The sequence below is a fragment of the Acinetobacter sp. CAU_H_56 genome (assembly GCF_058599425.1).
Genome location: NZ_CM178654.1, coordinates 265,060 through 288,209 on the forward strand (window position 1 = coordinate 265,060; position 23,150 = coordinate 288,209).

Below are 23,150 nucleotides of genomic sequence, written 5' to 3' on the forward strand. Positions count from 1 at the left end.
TGCTGGGTTTAATGCGCCTTAATCTGATGATTTAAATGGCTGTAGGGGTGAAAACTATAAAATGAAATTAAAACACATCGTCAGTGCCTGTTTATTGGGTGCCAGTCCGACACTGTTTGCGCTGGATCTGCTTGAAGCTTATCAGCGTGCCCAGCAAAATGATCCGAACTGGCAGGCGAATCTGTTGCAATACCAGTCGGATCAGCTCAACCTGGGCATAGCCAGCGGAAATTTATTGCCGACTGTGACTTTATCTGGAAATGTGACCCGTAAAAACCAATCTGCCGATAATTCATCGATAGAAGGTTTGCCTGCCGAATTTGGAGAATTACAAGGTTCGAGTACGACTACACGTCAGATTGCAGTCACTGCACGTCAGCCACTATTTCGTTGGGATGCCTGGCAGGGTTATAAGCAGGTCAAAACCTCGGTAGAACTCAGCGAAGTTAACCTGCGCCTGCAAAAGCAGCAGCATATTTTGCAGGTGGCAGAAGCCTATTTTAATGTTTTACGCCAGCAGTCTTTAACTACGGCTTATCTGCAAGAAGAGCAAGCTTTATCAGAACAGTTAAGGATGATGAATGCCAAACTTCGAGAAGGACTCGTGGCGAGAAGTGATGTCAGTGAAGCCAATGCCCAATACCAAAGTGCACAAGCTAACCGGATTTCTACACAGGTACAACTGGTGCTGGCACAGGAACAATTGGCTCAGTTGATTGGACCTTATCAGGAAAATCTGGCGGTTCTACGTGAGGATTTCCAGTTTCAGAAACCTGTTCCGAGTAATATCGGCTCCTGGACCGAACTGGCACAAAACCAGAATCTGGAAATTTTGCAGGCACGTTTGCAGAAACGCTATTCTGAAGATGCCAAACGGGTGGAGCAGGCGGCTCTCTATCCTCAGGTTGAAGCTGTCGGAACCTATGGCTATTTAAAGCAGACTCCTGAAACAGTGTTATCAACCAATGGGGATTTTGACCAGATTGGCGTCGAGGTCAACTGGAATCTGTTTACCGGGGGGCGAACCCAAAAGAGTATTCGTCAGGCGGGCGTGAACGTACAGAGAAGTGAAGCCCAACTGGATGCCGCCATTCGCAAAGCTAATACTGATGTTAAACAGTCTTATCTGCAGGTAGAAACGGATGAGGCCAAACTGAATGCACGTAAAGCAGCGATGCAGTCTTCAGATATTGTGTCTCAAGCTTCCAGAGCTCAATATCAGGAAGGTTTAAAAACCATGGTGGATGTATTATTGGCGCAGCGCAATGCCTTCTCTGCCAAAACCGATTATCTGAATGCCAAATATGATTATTTGCTGCATGTACTGCAATTACAGGCTTCGGTAGGACAATTGACAGAAAAAGAACTGGCAGAGATGAATGCCTGGCTCATTGAATATGACCGTTCTTAAAGAAGGTTAACAAGTTGTCATCAAACTTTCATGATGGTCATGCTTTAATGATATTTCATGATGTGTTCTTACCTTTTCCTGTTCAGGAGTAGATTTCCTTGAGTCCCAATAATCCTGTGCTCAGTCATCACATTTCTTCGCAATTTAATGAAGAATTGCAGGACGTAAATACCAAGTTCATGACCATGGGCGGCATGGTAGAACAGCAGGTGACCAATGCCATTCATGCACTGCTGGATACAGATGCTGCAATGGCGGTTGAGGTGCAGTTTCAGGACAATACCGTGAACCGTCTGGAAAGTGAAATTGATGAGGCACTCACCCTGATTTTGGCTCGCCGTCATCCCGCTGCCATTGATCTGCGTATGGTGCTTGCCATGTCCAAGGCCAATACCGATCTGGAACGGATTGGAGATGAAGCATCGAAAATTGCTCGTATTGCCCAAACCTTGTGTGAAGAGGGTGGTTCACCACGCGGTTATATGGAAACCCGACATATTGGTAACCAGGTTCGAGTGATGATTCATGATGCATTGGATGCCTTTGCTCGTCTGGATGTAGACCAAGCGCTGCGCGTGATGCAGGCCGATGCCGACATTGACCGGGAATATCAGTCCGCTACCCGTACTTTAATGACCTATATGATTGAAGATCCACGGCATATTAGTCGGGTGATTAATGTACTTTGGGTACTACGTTCGCTGGAACGCATTGGAGATCATGCACGTAATATTTCGGAACAGGTCATTTATATGGTCAAGGGCCTGGATGTACGGCATAGCAGTGTCGAAGAAATTGAGCAAAAATTTCAACGTTAATTAAAACTAAATAATAGTAAAAAGCCTGCATTGTGTAGGCTTTTTTTATTTCAAAAATATGTTCTTGATATTGTGAAAGCTAGACAGGATAGGCGTTCCCTAATATTACTATGAGAAAAATCACATAAATAACAATTACTAATAAGCTTTATAAATTTAATTAAAAGAAATGTGAACTATTTATCAAAAAACATACAAAAGTTGTATATAATTTAGCAAAATACGGGTTGATTTATGAAAATGGAATTATTTTCAGAAAGTGAAAAGATTTTTTCATGTGCTCATCAAACCAATAGATAAGAAAGAAAAACGAAGCTCTTTTGTTATCAGTCACATACTTCTGGTCTAAACCTAACCCTGCATTCATTTACTCAGTGAAATTATATATTTAAGAGAAAATTCATGATCATTGATGAAAGTCAAAGAGAAGCTTCCCGAATTTACTTTTCTGTGTAGTTAAAGTTTGTGATCGCGTTAATGGGTGCGTGTTTCTGGACCATATTTTCCATCTGGATTGCTCAGGACTGGTTGCATGATTTGAGCACTTATGTTGGTTACTTTTGGGCTATTTTTCTGATTTATGGTATTGCCATTATTCCAGGATTTATGAACTCATTTGCGGCATTAAGCCTGATGATGGACAGACGCCCTAAACGCCAGCCATTAGCAGTTTATCCAGGGATTACCATGTTGGTGGCTGCTTACAATGAAGCCGCGTCAATTGAAGACACTTTGGTCAGTATTAACCAGCAAAAATATCCGGGAAAATTACAGGTTATTGTGATTAATGATGGTTCTCAGGATGAAACCGCAGAGATTGTCCGCAAAGCAGAATCAAGATTTCCCTGGCTGACTTTACTAGATTTAAAGCAAAATGCAGGGAAGGCGCATGCCTTAAATGAAGGCCTGAAACTTGCCGAACATGATCTGGTGATTACCGTCGATGCGGATTCTTATCTCCATCGTATTGCTCTGATTAATATTGTTGAGCGCTATGTGGCAGATCCTCCAAATACACGTGCGGTTGCAGGTAAAATTCTGGTACGTAATTCGCGTACCAATCTGCTGACCAAAACTCAGGAATGGGATTATTTTCTGGGTATCTCGGCAACCAAACGCCTGCAATCTCTTTATCAGGGAACTCTGGTAGCGCAAGGTGCTTTCTCTATTTATGACCGTAATGCCCTGATTGAAGTCGGCGGCTGGCCTGAATGTGTAGGTGAAGATATTGTGCTGACCTGGGCCTTGTTAAATGCAGGTTATCGGATTGGCCATTGTGAGGATGCCTGCCTGTTTACCAATGCACCGACGACGCTTAAAGTGTTTGTTAAACAGCGTCAGCGTTGGGCTCGTGGCATGATTGAAGCATTCATTAAACATCCTAGTATTTTAATCAAGCCAAGACTCTCTACATTTTTTATTTACTGGAACCTGTTTTTCCCATGGCTGGATATTGCCTTTACCTTTGGCTTTATTCCAGGAATCATTCTGGCATGTTTTGGACATTACTGGATTGTCGGAATCATGACTTTAGTGCTATTGCCAATGGCATTCCTGTTGGGTTTCTTAAATTATTCAATTGAACGCAGAATGTTTAATGACCTGGAGCTTAAGGTCCGCAAAAACTTCAGTGGTTTTTTATTGTATGTGTTGGCCTATAGCTTCCTGCTTCAACCAGCCAGTATTTTAGGCTATATGGATGAAGTGTTGAGAACACGAAAAACCTGGGGAACAAAATGAACACTATGAAAATCGGATATGTATGTGTTCCTCTGCTCATGAGTTTAAGTACTGCCAGCCTGGCCAATGGATTAGATGAAGATCAGACATCAAGTGAACGAGCGGCTGGAACAGAATTCTTTTTGAGTGACGATAGCGAAGGCTTCCAGACTCGTAAATTATCAGCGGAATTCTTGCCTCAATATGAAGATGCCGATCATTATCTGGGTGTACGTGGCAGTGCTTATCAATATAGGGCAGATGACTGGAAACGCGATGGTCAGAAGATCTCATTTATTGGGCGTGATATTGAGTCCGCTACAGCCAATGGCTGGACGCTGGAAGCAGGATTGTTTGAGCAAGGTGATCATACTTTATTGACCTTTGATGGCAGTTACCGTACTGCACTTGCAGAAAAGACAGCAGTAGAACTTTTTGCCAATCGTGACTGGGTTGAAACCCAGCCTGCACTTGATGCAGGAACAAACTTTACTTTTGTCGGTGCGGCATTAGATCAAGGTTTAGGTGAACATGTCACGCTTGTAAGTTTAGCGGGAACACAGTTTTTCTCGGATGATAACCGCCGTGATCATGGCCGTCTTAGACTGATTTATCAGCCTTCACTAGATCTGGGTCTAACGCTTCAGGCTCGTTATCGTATGTATCGCAGCAGTGAAGAAGATGTGGGTAGAGAGTACTTCAACCCAGAAGATTATCAAGAATCGATGTTCGCTCTCGGTTGGCGTCAGCGTTTCGCTGGCTGGTCTGCAGGCTTAACGGCAGGCTTTGGCCGAGAAAAAATCAATCAGGATCCGAGCCAGTCTACCCGATTATTCGAACTCAACCTACAAAGTCCTGTTCGTGGCTCGCAATTTCTGCGGATGAATGCCGGCTATAACCGCAGTGCTTCTTTCTATGGCCCGAATTACGATTATCGTTATATCAGGGGTGAATGGATTGTGCAGTTTTAAATCTGGCTAATGATATTTTGATTTTAAGCGGTCTTTAAAGACCGCTTTTCTTTTTTAGAGATAGTTGAATGAAGAGCTAACTATGCGTTTCTTCCTCTGCATCATCTTCAAAAGTCTTGGCAATTTTTTCAATATTCAGGCTCTTCGCCATAGCATCAAAAATTTCCTTATATACGCCGTCCTGATGATAAAGCGCATCATGTTCACCGTGTTCGGCAATACAACCTTCTTTCATCACATAGGTATAGTCTGCATCAATAATTTGAGACAGGCTATGCGAAATGATAATCACGGTACGGCCTTGCTTGATCTGATCCAGACTCTGTTTGATCTGTTCTGTCGCAATGGCATCCAGGCTTGCCGTCGGCTCGTCCAGAAAAATAATCGGTGGGTTTTTCAGGAACATCCGTGCGATGGCAATCCGCTGTTGCTGACCGCCGGACAGTTGCAGGGCATCGGAATCATAGCCATCCGGTAGCTGTAAAATCTGTTCATGAATCGAGGCTTTTTGAGCAGCTGCAATCACCTCATCCATACTGGCATTGGTTTTACCATAACGGATATTGTCAAAAATCGTGCCCTGAAAAATATGGTTTTTTTGTAGCACTAATCCGATATGATCACGCAGATATTGAGTGTCATAATCTTTTAAGTCGATCCCATCCAGTTTGATCTGGCCTTCCTGTGGTTCATAAAATTTATCGAGCAGACTGATCAGGGTTGATTTACCCGCACCAGACAACCCTACTAGTGCAGTAATCGTATTGGGACGAATCTCCATATTGATATCCTTTAAGGCATGATGCCCATTCGGATAATAAAAATTCACGCCACTTAGCTCAAATCGGCCTTTAACTGGCGTTTTTTGCTGTCCGCTTTGCTCAATTTCAGCATCAGCTTCCAGAATATTGAAGAAGCTTTCTGAATAGATCATGGCATCATTCACTTCATCATAAATCCGGTGCAGCGAGCGAATCGGAGCAGAAACGTTATTAAAGAGCAGCACATGGTACATGATCATGCCGATACTCATCTGTCCATCCAGTACAAAATAGGAGGTCAGGATGATAATCAGGACTATGCCGATCTGTTCAATAAAGGTTTTCAGACCATCAAACAGGAAGCTGGTCTGCCGGGTTTTCATCTGGTTATCGGTCAGTTCACGCTGCAAGCTCAGCTGCTTGTCTGATTCAATCGATTCCCGGTTAAAGGATTTGATGACTGTAATTGAATTGATGATGCTGAGAATGCCCTGGCTCTTTTTTTCCCGGCCATCTCTCAGACTACGGCGCCATCCACCGAGTTTTTGTGCCTGTTTATAGGTGAGCCAGAAGTAGATCGGTACAATCGCTGTGGCGACCAGCCCGACATAAAAATTGGCATAGTACATCAATCCGAGCGCGACAATTGCACTGGTAAATAGAGGAAAAATATCAATGAAAAAGATCTGAACCAGTCGGGTGAGGGAGCCAATTCCGCGATCAATACGGGTCTGTAATTTTCCAGCCTGATTATTATCCTGATTAAAAAATGCTAGCCGGTATTTTAAAAACTTTTCAATAATGCCTTGAGCCAGATCTTGGGAAATAAAAATCCGCAGCTTTTCTCCATAAAACTTCTGCCCAAACTGGACCAGTGCATTCACCACTTCTTTACCGAGTAAAATGGCAGAGATAGTAATCAGGATATGCCAGCCTTCATCCAGTCCCTGTCCTTGTTCCAGCAGTGCATTGATGCTATCGACTGCATATTGCAGGGTCAGTGCATTGACCTGAGCAGTAAAGGAACCGATCAGGGTTAAAATGAGGGTCGCAATCACCAGGAGCCGATAAGGGCTGACAAAGGGACGAAGTTTTAAAAACAGCTGCCATAAATTCATAAGCAATTATTTTTATTGTCAAAGTTGGATTTAGTCTAGGCAGGAATAGAGGTACTCACAAGAGTAAATGTTGTATTTATTTGTGAAATTAGATTGTAATTTTTCTGGATAAGTCTCAATCTTTTCAGCAAGATACTGAAATTTTTAGACTAATTTTAAATGACTTTGGACCTGTTTGCGCCAGAACCTCAAATGAATTTATTACCTTTTGATGGGGTGGTAGAGGATTATGGCCAGATTTTAAATGAGCAGCAGAGCCAGCAATATTTACAGCATTTTCTAGCTCATCTGGCCTGGCAAGCGGATGAAGTCACTTTATTTGGCAAGCATTATATTACTGGGCGAAAAGTTGTCTGGTATGGCGATGAACACTATCAATATCATTATTCCGGAAGTTTCAAACAAGCTCATATCTGGACACCGGGGCTATTTCGGTTAAAGCAGCATATTGAAAAATTGGTGGGTCATTCCTTTAATTCCTGTCTGGCTAATTTATATGAAGATGGGTCGCAAGGTCTGGGCTGGCATAGTGATGATGAGGCAGCTTTATATCAGGGAACGTCACAGGAAAATGTGATTGCATCCCTCAGTCTGGGTGCAACCCGCAAGATGAGCTTTAAACATAAAACAGAGAATGAAACAGTGGATCTGCTTTTACAAAGTGGTCAGTTGATTGTGATGCGTGGACAGACCCAACACTACTGGAAACATTGCATCCGGAAAACGACTCAGGTTCTGGAACCTAGAATTAACCTGACTTTTCGTTATTTTTTTCCTTAATTAAATTATCTTTGATAAAACAAAAAATACTAGTTCATTAGTATTTAAAATTCCTTCTCTCAGGGAGAAAGTGAGGATGAGGGAGTTCCTTTGCTCATTGTTGAATGATTAAAAAATGATTGATGAAGGCACTCTATTTTTTTAGATTGAAAGTATCCCAATGAACTAAAAAAGAGATTCTTTAATTCAAAAAAATAGCATCTCGAAAGATGCTATTGCTTCTATTTAAAAGAAATTTAGGGTTGCAGTCCAGCTGGATGCCGATACCAGCTTTCAATCAAAAGGGCAGCAGCGATACTGTCCGCAGACAATTTTTTGCCGCGACCTTGAGCTTGATAATGATCCAGTTCATCCCGTGCTTCACGAGTGGTCAGGCGTTCATCCACCATCAAGGTTTCAATATTGGTCTGATGACGTAAACGGCGGGCAAATTTTCGTGCCCGTGTCGACAGTTCAGATTCACTATCATCCATATTCAGTGGCAGACCAACTAAAAATAAGCCTGGCTGATGGCTTTTTACGATTTTCAGTAATTCGTCCCAGTTCGGAATCCCGTCTTTCATAGGAAATAAAGGGAGGGGATTGGCACTTTCAATCAGGGATTGGCCGACTGCCATTCCCATTTTCTGTGTACCAAAATCAAACGCCATAATGGTGTTTGGCGCGTTTACATCAGGCATGTCCAATCTCGGAAGATAACCAGGTTCGGTCTACGCCCATTTTTTTATAGGCAGCATCCCAGCGGTCGTTATAAGGTAAATTAAAAATCAGGTCCATATCGGATTCACAGATCAGCCAGTCACCCCGGGCAATCTCTTCTTCAAGCTGATGTTTGCCCCAGCTCGCATAACCCAAGGCGATCTGATAGCGGCCTACACCTTCATTATGCGCAATCGCATCCAGAATATCTTTAGATGTGGTAATACAAACATTTTCACCCACAGCAATAGAGGAATGCCAGGTCGGCTGACCGGTATGCAGGACAAAACCGGCCTCAGGTCGCAAAGGTCCACCTTGCAACACTTCATGGGGATTGACATTATCCGCCTCAATATCCAGGTCATTCAGCAATTCTTTAATTTGAATGCCAGCAGGGCGGTTAATAATGATCCCTTGAGCGCCATCTTCATCATGACGGGCTAGATAAATGACCGTGTGGGCAAAAAAATCGTCACTTGCATGGGGTGGCGCAATCAGACAACGATGAGTCAGATATTGTTTAGTCACCTGAGCGGCTCTCCAAAAGTCTATATCGTTTGTGATCGTGGTAGATGATTTATCAGGGCAAAAGACTGGATTTTCAATTCTGCAAATTGTCTATTCCTTATTTACTTATCCCACAAAAATGCACCACTGACAACTTAGCTTTGTAGATACTGAGTATAAAAAAACTACAAATAGGTATTTTTTTTATTTTTTCAATAAATCAATAAAATCAGTTTTATTTTATTGAATGGTAAATTCTGGGGTTCATTTATTATCGACTAAGAATATAAAATAAATTTAAGAAGGAATAAGTTTATATATTTTTAATTGTTTAATAATTAAACTAAATAATTAAATAGAAGAAAATATTAAATTTTATATTTAAAGCGAAGTGCTTTATTTTTTATTAATTTTTTATAAGTTATTTTATTAATGAATAGGTATAATGAATTAAACTTATATAGCAATAATAGAAAAGATTTTTCATACTTAAAAACGATTATAATTTGTAAATTTTATTCAATATTGTTTAATTTAGGTAAATATAATGTGTTTATTTAGAGTTAAATTTTACACAATATATACATAAACTACATATTGAAACAATTTGGCTTTGTTTGTAAGATGCGCCGATTTTTAATCTTCTATTATTTTAACGGATCGTTATGCATCATTTTTTTAAAGGGACTTTAATTTCTGCTCTATGTTCAGCGTCTATTATTTCCCATGCGGCAGTATTCAAAACATATAATGAAGAAGGTAATTTTTTTCGTAGTCATTTAAATGCAGAACTGTCTGAAAATTTAATTACAGATTTCAAGAATAAAACTAATTCAAAAGATGGTGTTTTATATCTGTTAGAACAAGCCCGGTTATTACAGGTCAATCATCAATATGATCAAAGCCAGGAATATTATAAACAGGCTTTTACTTTGCTAGATAAACAGCAAAATCGTGCCAAAGTCAGTGTATCTCGTGTGGGCTTTAAAGCTCTGGCTTTGATGAGTAATGATTCAATTGTTCCTTATCTGGTACCCCCTCATGAACAGGTACTAGCACATATTTCTCAGGCAAAAAATTATATTTTTCTCAAAGATTTAGAGGCTGCATCTGTAGAAATGCGGGTTGCACAAGGCCTACAGCGTGAAATTGAACTGGCTCATCAGAAAGAGCTGGAAAGAAAAAAAGACAAAGTTAAAAAACCGGCTACTGAAGGAAATCCGCTTAGCGCACTGGATGAAGCATTTATAGGTCTGGACCCTATTGCCGGCAAAATTAAAAACAGCTACCAGAATGCGTATGCGTTCTACATGGCTGCCAATTTATGGGAAACCTTGGGTGAATATAACGACGCCTTGGTAGATTATAAAAAGGCCTATGAATTACAGCCAGATGCACAGATTGCCCAAGACGTAAAACGCTTGAATCAGTTAGTAGCAAAACCAAAAAGTGGCAGTGTGCCGGTAATTGTCTTTATCGAGCAAGGTATTGTCCCGCAAAAGGTTGAAAACAAGATTGATGTGCCAACACCGGGTGGTTTGGTCAATATCGCTTTTGCGACTTATGAGCCAAGTACCTATGTGGCACCGAAAAGCCTGAAGGTCAAAGTCAATAATAAGCCTATGCAAGACAGCTACGTGATTAGTGATATTGGCGCTCTGGCAGTTAAAGACCTGAAAGAAAAAGTAGTAGGCAATCTGACCAGTCAAATCATGCGTGCAAGCGCCAAATATGCTGCACAAAAACAGTTAGGCAATCAGCTGGGTATTTTGGGTCAGGTGGCCGGCAATGTCCTGAATATGTCGACTGAACGTGCCGACTTGCGTGGCTGGAGTACCTTGCCAAGCAATGCCCAGATTGCGCGCTTAAATCTCGCTCCAGGCAACCATAAATTACAGCTCTCTAGCGGCAGTCTTTCCAGTTCAGCTGTCAATCTGGATGTCAAAGCCAATCAAACTGTCTTTGTCTATGCACATCACGTCAATGACAAGATTACCGCCAGCGTAAGCACCATCCCACATTAATAAAACCTAAGAGAACGATATGAAACGTCAATTCAGCTTTGCAGTACTTGGTTTAGGGGTACTGTTAATGGTGGGGTGTACTGCACCGAATGCCTTGTCGACCCAGACCAACTCAACTAATGAAATCAGCATCCGTACGATCACCAATAACCCGATCCTGAGTACGGAAGTATTTGTAGAACGCGTAAATATGAGTGCGGCAGGTGATTTGAAACGCGCATCGATTGCAATCAAAAACCGTCGTTTTAATAACAAAGACTTTAGCTACAAGATCGTGTGGGTGGATGCGCAAGGTGCGGAAGTGAATCCTGAAGGCGCCATCTGGAAGCCGATTCAGTTAACTGGCCGTGAAACCAAAGGTGTGCAATCCCTAGCACCAAATCCGTCTGCTGTCGATGTTGTTGTGTACTTGAAAAAATAAGAGAGATTGAACATGAATGCAAAATTGATTTTCGCTGTATTGGCAGCAACGACTCTGGTTAGTGGCTGTGCGTCTACTGGTGCAGTGAGTTATGGCGATGCGCAAGCAGTTGAAACTTTGACGACTGACTTCGGTTCGACTGATCTGCAAATGATTGCAGCGAAAATGGTGGATGACATGCTGATATTCCCGCCGATCGTACAAATGACACAAAACCGTCGCCCAGTGATTGTAGTAGATCGTATTCACAATAAAACTCAGGAACATATTGATACTGAATCCATTACTGACAGCATTCAGAACAAGCTGATCAACTCTGGAAAATTCCGTTTTGTGGATATGAAGTCTGTGAATGCGATGGCGCAGCAACTGGCCTATCAAAAACAGAGCGGCATGGTGAATCAGGCAACCGCTGTACGGAGCGGTGGTCATATCGGTGCTGAATATATGCTAAATGGCAACTTGTCGAGCATTGTAAAAAATGCAGGCGGCAAGAGCGATGTGTACTACAAGTTCACCTTTAAATTGCAAAACCTGCAAACTGGAATCGTTGAGTGGACTGGCGAGAAAGAAATCCGTAAAGCAGGCAAGCGTTCGACTTTCGGCCTGTAATTTAAATTAAGGTTGCTGTGCTTTGGCACAGTGACCGCAGAAGAATTCAATATGAAAAAAATATTACTTGCAGGCTTATTGTCCGGATTGCTCAGTTCACCTGCTTTTGCAGCAATTAAGGAAGTAATCAAAGAAGCCAGCGGCAGTGGTTCTACACAGCATCAGGCCATTTCTGAAGCGTTATTGGTAGCGGTACAGTCAGTAAATGGTGCTTCGGTTTCTTCGCAGATGGATTATGAAGAAACCGTTTCTTTATCAGTGAACCATCAAGGCTGGACCTATACCGGCAAGGTATCTCCGGTCTTTAGCGTAGCTAATCAGGGTTCGGGTTCAGTCACTAAATTCCAGGTACTTAGTGTTTCTGGAGCGAAGAATAATTATCGGGCCAAAGTCCGTGCTCATGTGGTTAAGTTTGAATCTGCTGTGCAGGATCAACATTTACACCGGATCGCTGTTTTACCATTCCAGATGGCAGAAAAAAATAATCGACTGGCTGGAGGAGGATCTGCCCGTGAATTTAGTCAGGAATTATCCGATACACTGGGCACTTATCTAACCCAAAGCGGACAATTAAGTGTGGTTGATCGTCACTATATTGAGGAAATGCAGTCTGAAACTGATTTCCTGTATTGGGATGGCGCACCACAGGAACTGGCACGTATCGGTCAGAAAGTTGGCGCAGATTATTTGCTGGTTGGTCAGATTAAAGATTTATCTACCGCCAGTAAGCAGCAGATGTATGGTCTGAATGCTGGCGCGGCTCAGGTGCGTTTAAGCTGGCGCGTGATTGAAGCGGCGACCAGTAAAGTCGTTGCAGCCGGAATCTTTAACCGTACCTTGTCTAATTTAATGACACAGAATATTTTGACGAACAGTTTAAATGACAGTACTGCAGACAAAATTGCTCAAGGTCTTAATCCAGAGATTTTACAAGGTTTGAAATTGCAGCCTGTACAAACTCGTCAAGCTTATGATCAGTCACCCGGTTATGGAATGACGCCAGGTTCTAGTGATCAACCAGTCAAATGGTAATTTTTGGCTTTAACTAAAAGCTGTTCATAAAAAAATCCCTGCACTAGTCAGGGATTTTTTATTAAGCATAATTTATGCTTGCTGAAACTTTAACTGTCTTAACTGACGTGCATGCTGCAAGGTGGTTTCATTAATTTCCACGCCACCCGTCATACGGGCAAGTTCCTGTACAATTTCACTTTCTTCCAGATTGATAATGGTACTGCTGGCCGGATCAGTCTGGCATTTTTTCACCAGTAAATGCTGGTCGGACTGTGCAGCCACCTGCGCTTGATGGGTAATACATAGAATCTGTACATGCTGTGCCAGATCAGCCAATAAGCGACCCACGATTTCCGCAGTACCGCCACTGATCCCGACATCGATTTCATCAAATACCAATACTTCAGCTTCGGTTTTTTCTGCATTCATCACCTGCATCACCAAGGCAATACGGGATAATTCACCGCCTGAAGCCACCCGTGCCAGAGGTTGGGCTGGAATGCCCTTGTTGGCAGTAAACAGAAGCTGAATAAAACTCAAACCTTCACTTGATGGATGTTCCAAAGGCTCAAATTTAAATTCAAAATGTGCTTCAGGTAGTGCGAGCTGTTTCACCTGTTCGGTCAGTTTCTTCGCCAGCGGTTCGGCCGCATCACGGCGAATCTGATCCAGATGTTGTGCTTTACTCAGAAACTCCTGATAAGAGACCTCAACCTGTTCAGCCAGTGTTTCCGGGTCTTCCAACTGATGCAATTGTTCAAGCTCAGTCTGCCAGGCCTCATATTCTTCTTTCAGCAATTCTGGCTGGGTGCGGTATTTGCGTGCTAAACGGTGAAACACTTCCAGTTTGGAATTCAGTTCTTCCATACGTTCCGGATCAAAGCTTTGCCGATCCATAAACTGGCGTAAGGTCGCCGTCGCATCTTCGAGTTCACTTTGGGCATTCAGCAAAGAAGTATAAATCTGGGAAAGCTGTTCGCTACGACCGGCATGCGATTCCATACGGCGTAAAATTGAAGCCAGTTCCTGAGAAATATTCTGTTCACCTTCGTCCAGTCCATTCAGGCTATAGACACAGTCCTGCATAATCGCTTCATGATGGGAAAGGCGGTCAAATTCCTGCTCAATTTCCTGATAATCCGTTTGGACGACTTCTTCTAATTCTTCGAGTTGCAGCTCCAGAGTTTCCATACGTTGCTTACGAGTTGCTTGTGCATCCAGCGCGGCCTGATGCTGGCGAATATTTTTATGCCAGATACTGTAAGCATCACGTACTTCCTGAGCGGGTGCATAAAAATTGCTATAGCGATCCAGCCAGTGTTTGGGATAAGGTGGCTCTAGAAGTTGCTGCTGGCTATGCTGGCTATAAAGCTGGACCAGTAGTCGGCCAATTTCTTTCAGTTCAGACAGACTGCTGGGGCGGCCATTGATCCAGGCCTTACTGCGACCAGTAGCGAAGATCACCCGGCGTAAATGAATTTCCCCTGACTCATCATCCAGTTCATGCTCTTTTAACCAGCTCGCCTCGGGGCTGTCTTCCTGATAGCTAAAAGTTGCTGTTACATCGGCTTTTTCGGTGCCATAACGCACATAATTGGTATCGGTTCGCTCACCTAGACAGGCAGACAGTGCATCCAGTAACAGGGATTTACCTGCACCGGTTTCACCAGTAAGAACGTTAAAACCTTTATCAATATCAATAGCAAGATGCTCGGCCAAAGCAAAATTGATCAGAGTTAAATGTGTCAGCATAAACGCATCCGGGCTGCGAAAAGTTTGAATGAAATAGCATGTCAGTTGCTTCAGTCTAGCAACGCGGCTGTTATTATAAATCAGGATAAATCGATTTCATTCTATCTTAAATTTCAGGGATTAATACACGCTTATTTGAATGTTGTGTCACAGGAACCAAGATTAGGCCACTGAAGTTACAAAAGATATTTTCATTTTTCTGACATACATGAAATTTAGATTAAAATCAGGTCGGAATATATTTTGCTTATAAATGGCGGGAAAAATCACGACATTTTCCAAGATCTGCCGAAATCGCTCAAACAGGCTGGAATTAAGGCAAGCAGAGGCACTCAATAATTTCATTCAAGTCCGATAAACTTCGATTGATTAGTTGCGGGTGCACATTTAAACTACAGCAATCAAAATATTACAAAATGCTTTATCTGGAGAAATGGCATGTCAGCTCAGTTTGATCATGTATCAGTACTTAAAAAATCGAATGTGTATTTTGGCGGGTTATGCATCAGCCATGTGGTGCAATTTGAAGATGGCACTAAAAAAACCTTAGGGGTAATTTTACCTTCAGAAAATGCATTAACTTTTGAAACACATGTGCCTGAGCGTATGGAAATCATCTCAGGTGAATGCCGTGTACAAATCGCTGACAGTGAAGAGAAAGAACTGTTCCGTGCGGGTCAGTCATTCTATGTGCCAGGCAATAGCCGTTTCAAAATCGAAACTGATGACGTGCTGGACTATGTTTGCCATTTTGAAGGCTAAATAGACCTACAGATGAGCTGTAACCGATCAAGAAATTTTGTTCTGAATCGGTTAAACTAAGCTTGATACAGAATCCTGTGAAGTTGGCTTTGCAGGATTTTTCTTTTGCTGCCTATTTCCCAATTTATTTTCGAGGTCGTTCATGGCTAAACCTGAGTATTATTATGGCGTCCATTCAGTAGAATCACTGCTGGAGCTTGAGCCTGAACGTGTCTTGACTCTTTTTACCCTGAAAGGTCGTGATGATCAGCGCCTGAAACGTGTACTGGAATTGGCTGAGCCTTTCGGCATTAGTGTCCAGCAGGCTAGTCGTGACAAGCTGGAAAAACTGGCAGGTTTGCCTTTTCACCAAGGCGTTGTGGCGGCAGTTCGTCCGCATCCAACCTTAAATGAAAAGGATCTGGAAGATCTATTGAAGCAAGATTCTCAAGTACTTCTATTAGCACTCGATCAGGTAACTGATCCGCATAATCTGGGTGCTTGTATTCGTACTGCCGCAGCGATGGGGGTAGCGGCTGTGATTGTGCCGCGTGACCGTTCAGCAAGCCTGACGCCGACTGCACGTAAAGTGGCAGCAGGTGGTGCAGAAAAAGTGAAGTTTATTCAGGTGACCAATCTGGCGCGTACTTTGGGTCAAATCAAAGATGAATTTAATGTACGTGTGGTTGGTACGATGCTGGATGAAAAAGCTTTACCTATCCAGAAATTTGATTTTACTGGTACAGGTGTATGCGTGGTGATGGGTGCGGAAGATACCGGTTTGCGTCCAATTACCCAAAGCCAATGTGATCAGACGGTTTATATTCCGATGGCAGGCAATCTGCAAAGTCTGAATGTGAGCGTGGCCACAGGTATGGCTCTTTATGAAGCCTGTCGTCAGCGTCAAGCTTAAGTCCTTTTTATTGTTTATTCATAAATACTGTTAAAGAAGAAGTCTATGTCTCCCCGAACGCAAGGTTATGCCTTTGTCTTAATTACCATGTGTATTTGGGGAGGTTTTACCTTAAGCACGCGTTTAAGTGCTCAGTGGGGGATTAGTGCCTGGGATCTGGTTGGATTACGTTTTCTATTGGCTTTTCTGATTCTGATGCCAGTCCTGATTTATAAAAAGGACACAGCCTTTTTGTGGAGTAAGGAATCCTTTCTCTTAGCCATGATTGGCGGGGTGGGGTATTGCCTGACTGCTTATACTGCTTTCCATTATGCACCTGCAGCTCATGCTGCCGTATTTCTAAATGGCTGTATTCCACTTTGTACCGCAGTGGCTGCTTTTGTGTTATTTAAACAGGGATTTGACCGACATACTTGGATCAGTATGGTGATTATGCTGCTTGCGATTGGCAGTATGAGTTGGCTGATGTTCCGAGAGTCCGGTGTGGCCTTGGGATTAGGCGATCTGCTATTTTTCATCAGTGCAATGTGGTGGGGTGTATTCACTGTACTGCTACGTCAATGGAAGCTATCTGCCTGGCATTCTATGGCCAGTGTAGCGATCTGGTCAGCCATCGTTTATGTGCCAATTTATCTGCTATTCTTCCCCAAACATCTGGATGCTGCTGAACCTTGGCAGATGGCTTCCCAAGTGCTCTTTCACGGTATTTTTGTGGTGATTATAGCGACACTAACTTATGTGGAAGCAATTAAACGTTTAGGTGCTTTTAAAGCGGGCAGTATTGTGACCCTAGCGCCATTTATTGCTGCCATACTGGCTGTACCGTTATTAAATGAGCCTCTAAGTCTCGCGCTTGTCTCTGGCTTAGTGGGTATGGCAATTGGTGCCATACAGCCTTGGCGTTGGTTGATGCATCAAGATAGCTTGAGTCAAAAACTGGAAGAACAAAAAAAGCAGTCCTAACAAGGCTGCTTTTTATTTTAGTTTTAAATAGGTTTGGATTAATTATTTTGAGCAGCCATTTGAAGATATTTTTCATGTAATGGCGTGAGATGGGCATAAAGATGTTCCAGCTCACCATCATTCAGTACAATATCATTAGCCATGGCACACTTTTGTTCACGCGGCATTTGTGCGGCAATGATCTTCTGAATTTGCTCCACATTTTGTCCATCACGCTGCGAAGCCCGTTGAATTTGCAGTTCAATAGCGGCATCAATTAATAACGTATGTTGTGTCAGTTCATGCTGATTGGTTTCAAATAATAAGGGAGAAACTAAAATCGCATAAGGACTTTGTGCTGCATGCAACTGTTGAATAATTGAAGTGCGAATAGCAGGGTGAGTGATATTTTCCAGCGTTTTTCGTGCTTCTGGAGACTGGAAAATATGGTTACGTAAAGCACGGCGATTCAATGAGCCATCCTGAAGTAAGACCCAATCACCAAATACTTCTCGAATTTGCTGCAGGGCTGGTTGACCGATATCGACGATTTCACGGGCGACAATATCCGCATCTACTACAGCAATCCCTTGAGCTTCAAACCATTGGCTGGCAGCAGACTTGCCACTACCAATTCCACCAGTTAAACCGAGTACAAATTTCACTTTACTGACCTAAATAGATTTTCATGATCTGCTCACCCCATAAAAAGGCAATCCAGCCGGCAATAGCAATATAAGGGCCAAAGGCAAAGGGCTGATTTTCTTTACGAACTTTAAGCAGGATAATCCCAATAATCGCACCCACCAATGATGACAATAATACAATGAGCGGTAGGAGCATAGGCCCCATCCAGGCACCTAAGGCAGCTAACAGTTTGAAATCTCCATAGCCCATACCTTCCTTGCCGGTCACCAGCTTAAACAGATAGTACACCACCCACAAGCATAAGAAGCCAATGATATAGCCCCAAATGGCAGAATCAGGGGTAGTATAAATCGCATAACTATTAATACCCAGGCCGAGTGCAGCCAGTGGCAGGGTATAGCGATCAGGTAATAATTGGGTGTCGAAATCAATAAAGGTGAGCGCAATCAGGACATAGGTAAAAACTAGACCAAACAGCATCTGTACTGTAGGTCCAAATACTGCCACCACCATCAGTGCACAAGCAGCTGTCAGAAGCTCGATAAATGGATAGCGAATACTGATTGGATTTTGACAGTTGCCACATTTACCACGTAATAAGATCCAGCTAATCACTGGAATGTTCTGATACCAGCGAATAGGGGTCTGACATTTTGGGCAGGTTGAAGCTGGTTTGCTTAAAGTAATTTTGCTTTCATCAATAATGGGCTGATCTGGATGCAAAAACAGCTGGCAATCCGTACGCCATTCCTGTTCCATCATTTTAGGGGTGCGGTAAATGACAACGTTTAAAAAGCTACCAATACAAAGACTAAAAAGCCCAACTGCGAGATAAAGCGCAGTTGGGTTTTGACTGAAATATAAAATAAAATCTTGCATTAAACCACGGAACCCATTTGGAAGATTGGGAGATACATCGCAATCACTAAACCACCGACAAGAACCCCGAGGATCGCCATAATCAAAGGTTCCATCATCGAGGTTAAACCATCTACTGCATTGTCAACTTCGTTTTCATAGTGCGTTGCAACTTTATCCAGCATGGCATCCAATGCCCCTGATTCTTCACCAATTGCAACCATCTGTACGGCCATAGAAGGGAATTTATCGGTGACACGCATGGCAAATTGAAGCTGTTGACCCGTCGCAACATCTTCCTTGATTCTTAAGACCGCCTCCTCATAGACCACGTTATTAGTCGCGCCAGCAGTCGATTCAAGCGCATCAATTAATGGTACGCCGGCAGCAAAAGTGGTGGCGAGAGTACGGCTATAACGGGCAATAATTGCTTTATAGACCAGATCACCAAAAATGGGAGCTTTGAGCGCGGCCTTATCCAGTAAATCACGGAATTTTTTGCTACGCTTTTTCGCTTCAAGGAAAGCAGTAATCACTACGCCAATTCCAATAATCAAAAGGAACCAATATTTTTGCATCCATTCGGACATATTGACTACCATTTTAGTAAATGCAGGTAAGTCCGCACCGAATGAAGAGAATAAGTCCTGGAATACAGGGACTACTTTCACCATCAGGATAATTGTGACGATCACAGCTACTACAATTACTGTAGCTGGATATTTCATGGCCTTTTTAATTTTTTGCTTTAATAGCTCACTTTTTTCTTTATAAATCGCGACACGATCCAGCATGGTTTCCAGAGCACCCGATTGTTCGCCAGATTCGACCAAAGAGCAGAATAGATTATCGAAATATTGCGGGTACTTACGTAGAGCACCAGCGAAAGTATTCCCGCCTTCGACTTCACCTTTAATTCCAAGCACAACCTCGCGCATAGAAGGATTTTCCAAACCTTCTGCAACAATTTCAAAGCCCTGAACTAACGGTACCCCAGCTTTCATCATAGTGGCGAGCTGACGGGTGAAGATGGTGATATCCAGTGTGGAAACTTTTTTCTTCATTAAACCTTCGAGAATATTTTTTTTCTTTTCCCGGATGGTTTTGATCGTAATGCCTTGTTTGCGCAAGTTCACTTTTGCCAAGGCCATATTTCGTGCCGGCAATTCCCCCTTGATCTTTGCGCCTTTGCGGTCAACCCCTTCATAACTGAAGATCGGTGTCATCTGGCCTTTTTTTGCTGCTGCCATAGCTTTATCCTTATTTTATATTCAGCACGATCATTCGCTGGTTACACGATTGACTTCCTGTAAAGAAGTCACCCCCTGCATAACCTTCACTAACCCTGATCGGCGTAAATTGTTAAATCCTGCCCGTGCGGAAGCTTCAGCAATTTCAATGGCATTGCCATCTTCCATAATAATTCTTGAAATCTCAGGTGTGACTTTCATAACTTCATAAATACCGACCCGGCCCTTATAACCTTCACGACATTCATTACAGCCGACTGGCTCATAAATCTGAAATTCAGGGCTTTGTAAATCTGCTTCGGTAAAGCCCATCTCCAGTAAGCTTTGCTTTGGAATGTCAGCTGTTTTTTTACATTGTGAACACAAGCGACGGGCCAGACGCTGCGCAATCACTAGATTGACCGAGGTCGCGATATTGAAAGAAGGGACGCCCATATTACGTAAACGGGTCAAGGTTTCTGGAGCACTGTTGGTGTGCAGAGTTGACATCACCATATGACCTGTTTGCGCTGCCTTGATTGCAATTTCAGCTGTTTCCAGGTCACGGATCTCACCGACCATGACAATATCAGGATCCTGACGCAGAAAGGATTTTAAAGCAGCTGCAAACGTCAGGCCTACTTTAGGGTTGACGTTCACCTGATTAACCCCTTGCAGGTTAATCTCGACTGGGTCTTCCGCAGTAGAAATATTAGTATCTTCACGATTTAAGATGTTTAAGCCCGTATAAAGCGATACGGTTTTACCGGAACCAGTAGGACCGGTAATCAGTAACATCCCTTGCGGTTTATCTAAGGCTTCCATGAATAACTCTTTCTGCTCAGGTTCATAACCCAAAGCATCAATTCCCAGCATGGCACTAGACGGATCTAAAATACGTAGAACCAGTTTTTCACCAAACAGGGTAGGGAGTGAGTTAACACGGAAGTCGATGGCTTTGTTTTTTGAGAGCTTTAATTTAATACGACCGTCTTGAGGCACGCGTTTTTCAGAAATGTCCATTTGCGACATAACTTTTAAACGTGATGCCAAACGGTTTGCTAGTTGTAGCGGCGGTGTTGCAATTTGACGTAAAACGCCATCGACACGATAGCGCACCCGGTACATTTTTTCATAGGGTTCAAAATGTAAATCCGATGCGCCCATACGAATGGCATCAATCAGTAATTTATTAATATATTTAACAATCGGGGCTTCTTCACCCTTCTCTTTTTCATCTTCTTCTTGAGTTGGATCAGCTGTATCGACATTTACATCCAGATCGAAATCATCATCAAAATCAAAAGTACTTTCTTCAGTAAAGTTTTGCTCAATCAGTTTTTCGAGTTTATTGTGTTCAACAATAACGGTTTCGATATTCAGTTTAGTCGCAAAGCGGATGGCATCCGTTGCTTCGATATTGGTTGGATTGCTCGTGGCAATATACAGAACATTGGCATTTTTATAAATTGGCAAAATTCGATGCTTGGTGACCAGCTTTTCATCGATATCTTCACGCAGGATTTGTCCTGGATCATAAGCGCCAATATCAAATAGAGGCTCACCAAATTCTACTGAGATCGTTTCAGCAATGGTGGTAGGAGAGAGATTATGATGACTGACCAAATAAGCCACAATATCTATTTTTTCTTGTTTGGCATTGGCTAAAGCAGTCCGCATATCTTCAGCCGATAATACCCCTTCATCGACCAGGCGACGAATAAACCCCGTAAATCTTGGTGACCCCTGCAATGCTGTCATGCTTCAATATGCCTATCAATTCAATTTTTTTAATTTGCTATTCTAAAATTATACGTTTGTTATACAAAAATACCATAGCTGAGAATGCTGCAATCTTCCTGATATTCAGTAAAAGCTTGAACTGGTCGGAAGAACTGGACATTTTTTTCAGTGATAACAAAAAATAACCATTTTGAATAGTCTAAACTGAGAAATAGGATGAATAAAACTATTCTTTAAATTTTACAATTCCGTGTAGAATGTGCCCAATTCAAGATATGTCAGTGAAATAGGTTATTTATGTCGGTTTCGACGATTACCCCTTGGGTGGTGGGCAACTGGAAAATGAATCCAATGCAGGCAGATGCCCAGGCTTTGGTTCAGAATTTAAAAGACTTGCTTGAGTCTGCACCAGTTTCAACAGAGAATTGTCATTTGGGTGTGGCACCGACAACCCTTGCCTTAACTCAAATTCAAACTGCATTTGCTTCTGCTAATCGCCCTGTATATACCGTAGCACAAGATGTATCACGTATTTCAGGTACAGGCGCTTATACCGGGGAAGTGAGTGCTGAATTATTGGCTGATAGCCAGATTCACTATGTATTGATTGGACACTCTGAACGTCGTGAAATTTTTGCTGAAAGTTCACAGATCTTAAATGCTAAAATCAAGAATGCCTTAAATGCCGGTTTAACTGTAATTTACTGTGTGGGCGAAAGTCTGGAACAGCGTGAAGCAGGGCAGGCGGAAGCAGTGGTCCTCCAACAGATTTGTGATATCGCGACTGTAGTTGCAGGCGAGCAGTGGAAAAATATCGTGATTGCTTATGAGCCAATCTGGGCCATTGGCACCGGTAAAACTGCCTCTCCAGAAGATGCGCAGGCCATGCATGCCCAGATCCGTCAAGGTTTGAGCCAGATTACAGGTTATGCTGCGACTATGGCGATTTTATATGGTGGTAGTGTAAAACCGGAAAATGCAGTAGAGTTAGCAGCTTGTCCTGACATTAACGGGGCATTGGTGGGTGGTGCATCGCTCAATGCTGAGTCGTTCCATCAAATTGCTCAAGCATTTGCAAATACACAATAATTAGGAGTTCAGCATGCAAACTTTTGTGCTGGTAGTACATATTATCTTAGCGATTTTGATGATTGTCTTGATTTTAGTTCAGCATGGTAAAGGTGCGGATGCTGGGGCATCATTTGGTGGTGGCGGTGCGGCAACGATCTTTGGTGCCTCAGGTTCGGGTAATTTCATGACCCGTTTGACGGCAGTTTTTACCGCATTGTTCTTTGTGACCAGTATTACTTTGGCGATTCTTGCCAAGAAACAAACCACTAATGCGTACAGTTTATCGTCAATTCAATCAGCACCAACTGCGCCTGCGCAACCGGTTGAAACTTCACCAACTGCACCACAAACGACCGAATAATTTTAATTAAACCTTTCTTTTTTTCAGTGATGCGACT

Annotated in this window: 22 protein-coding genes; 14 read left to right on the plus strand and 8 right to left on the minus strand. The window is 42.7% G+C overall.

The genetic code is table 11. From position 1 onward, the window contains the following. Positions 1-61: 61 nt before the first annotated feature. The 4 genes from abuO to AC4MCC_RS01265 all read left to right on the plus strand — a co-directional run bounded on the left by abuO (position 62) and on the right by AC4MCC_RS01265 (position 4,919). On the plus strand, positions 62-1,411 hold the full coding sequence (gene abuO / locus AC4MCC_RS01250; protein WP_491885575.1) for a multidrug efflux outer membrane protein AbuO: 1,350 nt from the start codon (positions 62-64) through the stop codon (positions 1,409-1,411). A 98-nt stretch (positions 1,412-1,509) separates the two neighbouring features. Beyond that, positions 1,510-2,229 carry a phosphate signaling complex protein PhoU gene (phoU, locus tag AC4MCC_RS01255; RefSeq protein ID WP_491876437.1) on the plus strand — a complete coding sequence of 240 codons (720 nt, stop codon included), beginning with the start codon at positions 1,510-1,512 and terminating at the stop codon, positions 2,227-2,229. 465 nt (positions 2,230-2,694) lie between these two features. Then, a complete protein-coding gene (locus tag AC4MCC_RS01260) occupies positions 2,695-3,969 on the plus strand; it encodes a glycosyltransferase family 2 protein (protein ID WP_491885576.1) in 1,275 nt (424 codons plus the stop codon). Beyond that, a complete protein-coding gene (locus AC4MCC_RS01265) occupies positions 3,966-4,919 on the plus strand; it encodes a hypothetical protein (RefSeq protein WP_491885577.1) in 954 nt (317 codons plus the stop codon). The genes AC4MCC_RS01260 and AC4MCC_RS01265 overlap by 4 nt, the downstream gene beginning before the upstream one ends. Before the next feature lie 76 nt (positions 4,920-4,995). On the opposite strand, the gene AC4MCC_RS01270 is transcribed toward AC4MCC_RS01265, so the two are convergent. After that, positions 4,996-6,798 carry an ABC transporter ATP-binding protein gene (locus AC4MCC_RS01270; protein WP_491885578.1) on the minus strand — a complete coding sequence of 601 codons (1,803 nt, stop codon included), beginning with the start codon at positions 6,796-6,798 and terminating at the stop codon, positions 4,996-4,998. Positions 6,799-6,957: 159 nt separating this feature from the next. Between AC4MCC_RS01270 and AC4MCC_RS01275 the strand changes: the two genes are divergently transcribed. Continuing rightward, positions 6,958-7,578 carry an alpha-ketoglutarate-dependent dioxygenase AlkB family protein gene (locus tag AC4MCC_RS01275; protein WP_491885579.1) on the plus strand — a complete coding sequence of 207 codons (621 nt, stop codon included), beginning with the start codon at positions 6,958-6,960 and terminating at the stop codon, positions 7,576-7,578. Positions 7,579-7,814: 236 nt separating this feature from the next. Here the strand turns inward: AC4MCC_RS01275 and ruvX are convergent, their stop codons facing one another. Then, complete coding sequence (ruvX, locus tag AC4MCC_RS01280) at positions 7,815-8,258, minus strand: Holliday junction resolvase RuvX (protein WP_034705889.1); 444 nt, start codon at positions 8,256-8,258, stop codon at positions 7,815-7,817. Continuing rightward, positions 8,251-8,805, minus strand: a complete 555-nt coding sequence (locus tag AC4MCC_RS01285) for a YqgE/AlgH family protein (protein WP_004787233.1) — start codon at positions 8,803-8,805, stop codon at positions 8,251-8,253. The genes ruvX and AC4MCC_RS01285 overlap by 8 nt, the downstream gene beginning before the upstream one ends. A gap of 644 nt (positions 8,806-9,449) precedes the next feature. Here AC4MCC_RS01285 and AC4MCC_RS01290 point away from each other — a divergent pair. The 4 genes from AC4MCC_RS01290 to AC4MCC_RS01305 are packed head-to-tail and all read left to right on the plus strand — an operon-like array spanning position 9,450 to position 12,873. Next, positions 9,450-10,808 carry a COG3014 family protein gene (locus AC4MCC_RS01290; protein ID WP_180104176.1) on the plus strand — a complete coding sequence of 453 codons (1,359 nt, stop codon included), beginning with the start codon at positions 9,450-9,452 and terminating at the stop codon, positions 10,806-10,808. 19 nt (positions 10,809-10,827) lie between these two features. Beyond that, on the plus strand, positions 10,828-11,229 hold the full coding sequence (locus tag AC4MCC_RS01295) for a YcfL family putative periplasmic lipoprotein (protein WP_491876444.1): 402 nt from the start codon (positions 10,828-10,830) through the stop codon (positions 11,227-11,229). 12 nt (positions 11,230-11,241) lie between these two features. Then, on the plus strand, positions 11,242-11,841 hold the full coding sequence (lpoB, locus tag AC4MCC_RS01300; RefSeq protein ID WP_004787227.1) for a penicillin-binding protein activator LpoB: 600 nt from the start codon (positions 11,242-11,244) through the stop codon (positions 11,839-11,841). Between the two features lie 51 nt (positions 11,842-11,892). After that, the gene (locus AC4MCC_RS01305; protein ID WP_491885580.1) at positions 11,893-12,873 is read left to right on the plus strand and encodes a flagella assembly protein FlgT middle domain-containing protein; all 981 of its coding nucleotides are present in this window, start codon (positions 11,893-11,895) and stop codon (positions 12,871-12,873) included. A gap of 72 nt (positions 12,874-12,945) precedes the next feature. On the opposite strand, the gene recN is transcribed toward AC4MCC_RS01305, so the two are convergent. Then, on the minus strand, positions 12,946-14,607 hold the full coding sequence (gene recN, locus AC4MCC_RS01310; RefSeq protein WP_491885581.1) for a DNA repair protein RecN: 1,662 nt from the start codon (positions 14,605-14,607) through the stop codon (positions 12,946-12,948). Positions 14,608-15,045: 438 nt separating this feature from the next. On the opposite strand from recN, the gene ppnP reads away from it, so the two are divergent. The 3 genes from ppnP to AC4MCC_RS01325 all read left to right on the plus strand — a co-directional run bounded on the left by ppnP (position 15,046) and on the right by AC4MCC_RS01325 (position 17,224). After that, a complete protein-coding gene (ppnP, locus tag AC4MCC_RS01315) occupies positions 15,046-15,369 on the plus strand; it encodes a pyrimidine/purine nucleoside phosphorylase (protein WP_004787221.1) in 324 nt (107 codons plus the stop codon). A gap of 142 nt (positions 15,370-15,511) precedes the next feature. After that, complete coding sequence (gene rlmB, locus AC4MCC_RS01320) at positions 15,512-16,261, plus strand: 23S rRNA (guanosine(2251)-2'-O)-methyltransferase RlmB (protein ID WP_005233526.1); 750 nt, start codon at positions 15,512-15,514, stop codon at positions 16,259-16,261. A gap of 45 nt (positions 16,262-16,306) precedes the next feature. After that, positions 16,307-17,224, plus strand: a complete 918-nt coding sequence (locus tag AC4MCC_RS01325; RefSeq protein WP_491885582.1) for a DMT family transporter — start codon at positions 16,307-16,309, stop codon at positions 17,222-17,224. 38 nt (positions 17,225-17,262) lie between these two features. Here the strand turns inward: AC4MCC_RS01325 and coaE are convergent, their stop codons facing one another. Genes coaE through pilB form a run of 4 tightly spaced genes read right to left on the minus strand, consistent with a single transcriptional unit; the run spans position 17,263 to position 21,699 of the window. Further along, positions 17,263-17,868 carry a dephospho-CoA kinase gene (gene coaE, locus AC4MCC_RS01330; protein WP_491885583.1) on the minus strand — a complete coding sequence of 202 codons (606 nt, stop codon included), beginning with the start codon at positions 17,866-17,868 and terminating at the stop codon, positions 17,263-17,265. Position 17,869: 1 nt separating this feature from the next. Continuing rightward, positions 17,870-18,730, minus strand: a complete 861-nt coding sequence (locus tag AC4MCC_RS01335) for a prepilin peptidase (protein WP_491876449.1) — start codon at positions 18,728-18,730, stop codon at positions 17,870-17,872. Further along, positions 18,730-19,959: a type II secretion system F family protein gene (locus tag AC4MCC_RS01340; protein ID WP_491885584.1), complete on the minus strand. Its 1,230-nt coding sequence runs from the start codon at positions 19,957-19,959 to the stop codon at positions 18,730-18,732. Before AC4MCC_RS01340 ends, AC4MCC_RS01335 begins: the two co-directional genes overlap by 1 nt. A gap of 30 nt (positions 19,960-19,989) precedes the next feature. After that, the gene (pilB, locus tag AC4MCC_RS01345; protein ID WP_491885585.1) at positions 19,990-21,699 is read right to left on the minus strand and encodes a type IV-A pilus assembly ATPase PilB; all 1,710 of its coding nucleotides are present in this window, start codon (positions 21,697-21,699) and stop codon (positions 19,990-19,992) included. A gap of 279 nt (positions 21,700-21,978) precedes the next feature. Here pilB and tpiA point away from each other — a divergent pair, with 279 nt between their 5' ends. Beyond that, positions 21,979-22,770: a triose-phosphate isomerase gene (tpiA, locus tag AC4MCC_RS01350; RefSeq protein ID WP_491876451.1), complete on the plus strand. Its 792-nt coding sequence runs from the start codon at positions 21,979-21,981 to the stop codon at positions 22,768-22,770. Between the two features lie 13 nt (positions 22,771-22,783). Continuing rightward, positions 22,784-23,113 (plus strand): preprotein translocase subunit SecG, encoded by a 330-nt coding sequence (gene secG, locus AC4MCC_RS01355; RefSeq protein ID WP_159122712.1) that lies wholly within the window; start codon positions 22,784-22,786, stop codon positions 23,111-23,113. The last annotated feature ends 37 nt before the right edge of the window (positions 23,114-23,150 follow it).

Coding starts and splice junctions, on each gene's coding strand:
- tpiA (WP_491876451.1), top strand. CDS start 21,979: ATGTCGGTTTCGACGATTACCCCTTGGGTGGTGGGCAACTGGAAAATG.
- AC4MCC_RS01305 (WP_491885580.1), top strand. CDS start 11,893: ATGAAAAAAATATTACTTGCAGGCTTATTGTCCGGATTGCTCAGTTCA.
- ppnP (WP_004787221.1), top strand. CDS start 15,046: ATGTCAGCTCAGTTTGATCATGTATCAGTACTTAAAAAATCGAATGTG.
- recN (WP_491885581.1), bottom strand. CDS start 14,607: ATGCTGACACATTTAACTCTGATCAATTTTGCTTTGGCCGAGCATCTT.
- AC4MCC_RS01290 (WP_180104176.1), top strand. CDS start 9,450: ATGCATCATTTTTTTAAAGGGACTTTAATTTCTGCTCTATGTTCAGCG.
- AC4MCC_RS01335 (WP_491876449.1), bottom strand. CDS start 18,730: ATGCAAGATTTTATTTTATATTTCAGTCAAAACCCAACTGCGCTTTAT.
- AC4MCC_RS01340 (WP_491885584.1), bottom strand. CDS start 19,959: ATGGCAGCAGCAAAAAAAGGCCAGATGACACCGATCTTCAGTTATGAA.
- secG (WP_159122712.1), top strand. CDS start 22,784: ATGCAAACTTTTGTGCTGGTAGTACATATTATCTTAGCGATTTTGATG.
- AC4MCC_RS01275 (WP_491885579.1), top strand. CDS start 6,958: ATGACTTTGGACCTGTTTGCGCCAGAACCTCAAATGAATTTATTACCT.
- lpoB (WP_004787227.1), top strand. CDS start 11,242: ATGAATGCAAAATTGATTTTCGCTGTATTGGCAGCAACGACTCTGGTT.
- ruvX (WP_034705889.1), bottom strand. CDS start 8,258: ATGCCTGATGTAAACGCGCCAAACACCATTATGGCGTTTGATTTTGGT.
- abuO (WP_491885575.1), top strand. CDS start 62: ATGAAATTAAAACACATCGTCAGTGCCTGTTTATTGGGTGCCAGTCCG.
- AC4MCC_RS01265 (WP_491885577.1), top strand. CDS start 3,966: ATGAACACTATGAAAATCGGATATGTATGTGTTCCTCTGCTCATGAGT.
- AC4MCC_RS01325 (WP_491885582.1), top strand. CDS start 16,307: ATGTCTCCCCGAACGCAAGGTTATGCCTTTGTCTTAATTACCATGTGT.
- AC4MCC_RS01270 (WP_491885578.1), bottom strand. CDS start 6,798: ATGAATTTATGGCAGCTGTTTTTAAAACTTCGTCCCTTTGTCAGCCCT.
- AC4MCC_RS01295 (WP_491876444.1), top strand. CDS start 10,828: ATGAAACGTCAATTCAGCTTTGCAGTACTTGGTTTAGGGGTACTGTTA.
- pilB (WP_491885585.1), bottom strand. CDS start 21,699: ATGACAGCATTGCAGGGGTCACCAAGATTTACGGGGTTTATTCGTCGC.
- rlmB (WP_005233526.1), top strand. CDS start 15,512: ATGGCTAAACCTGAGTATTATTATGGCGTCCATTCAGTAGAATCACTG.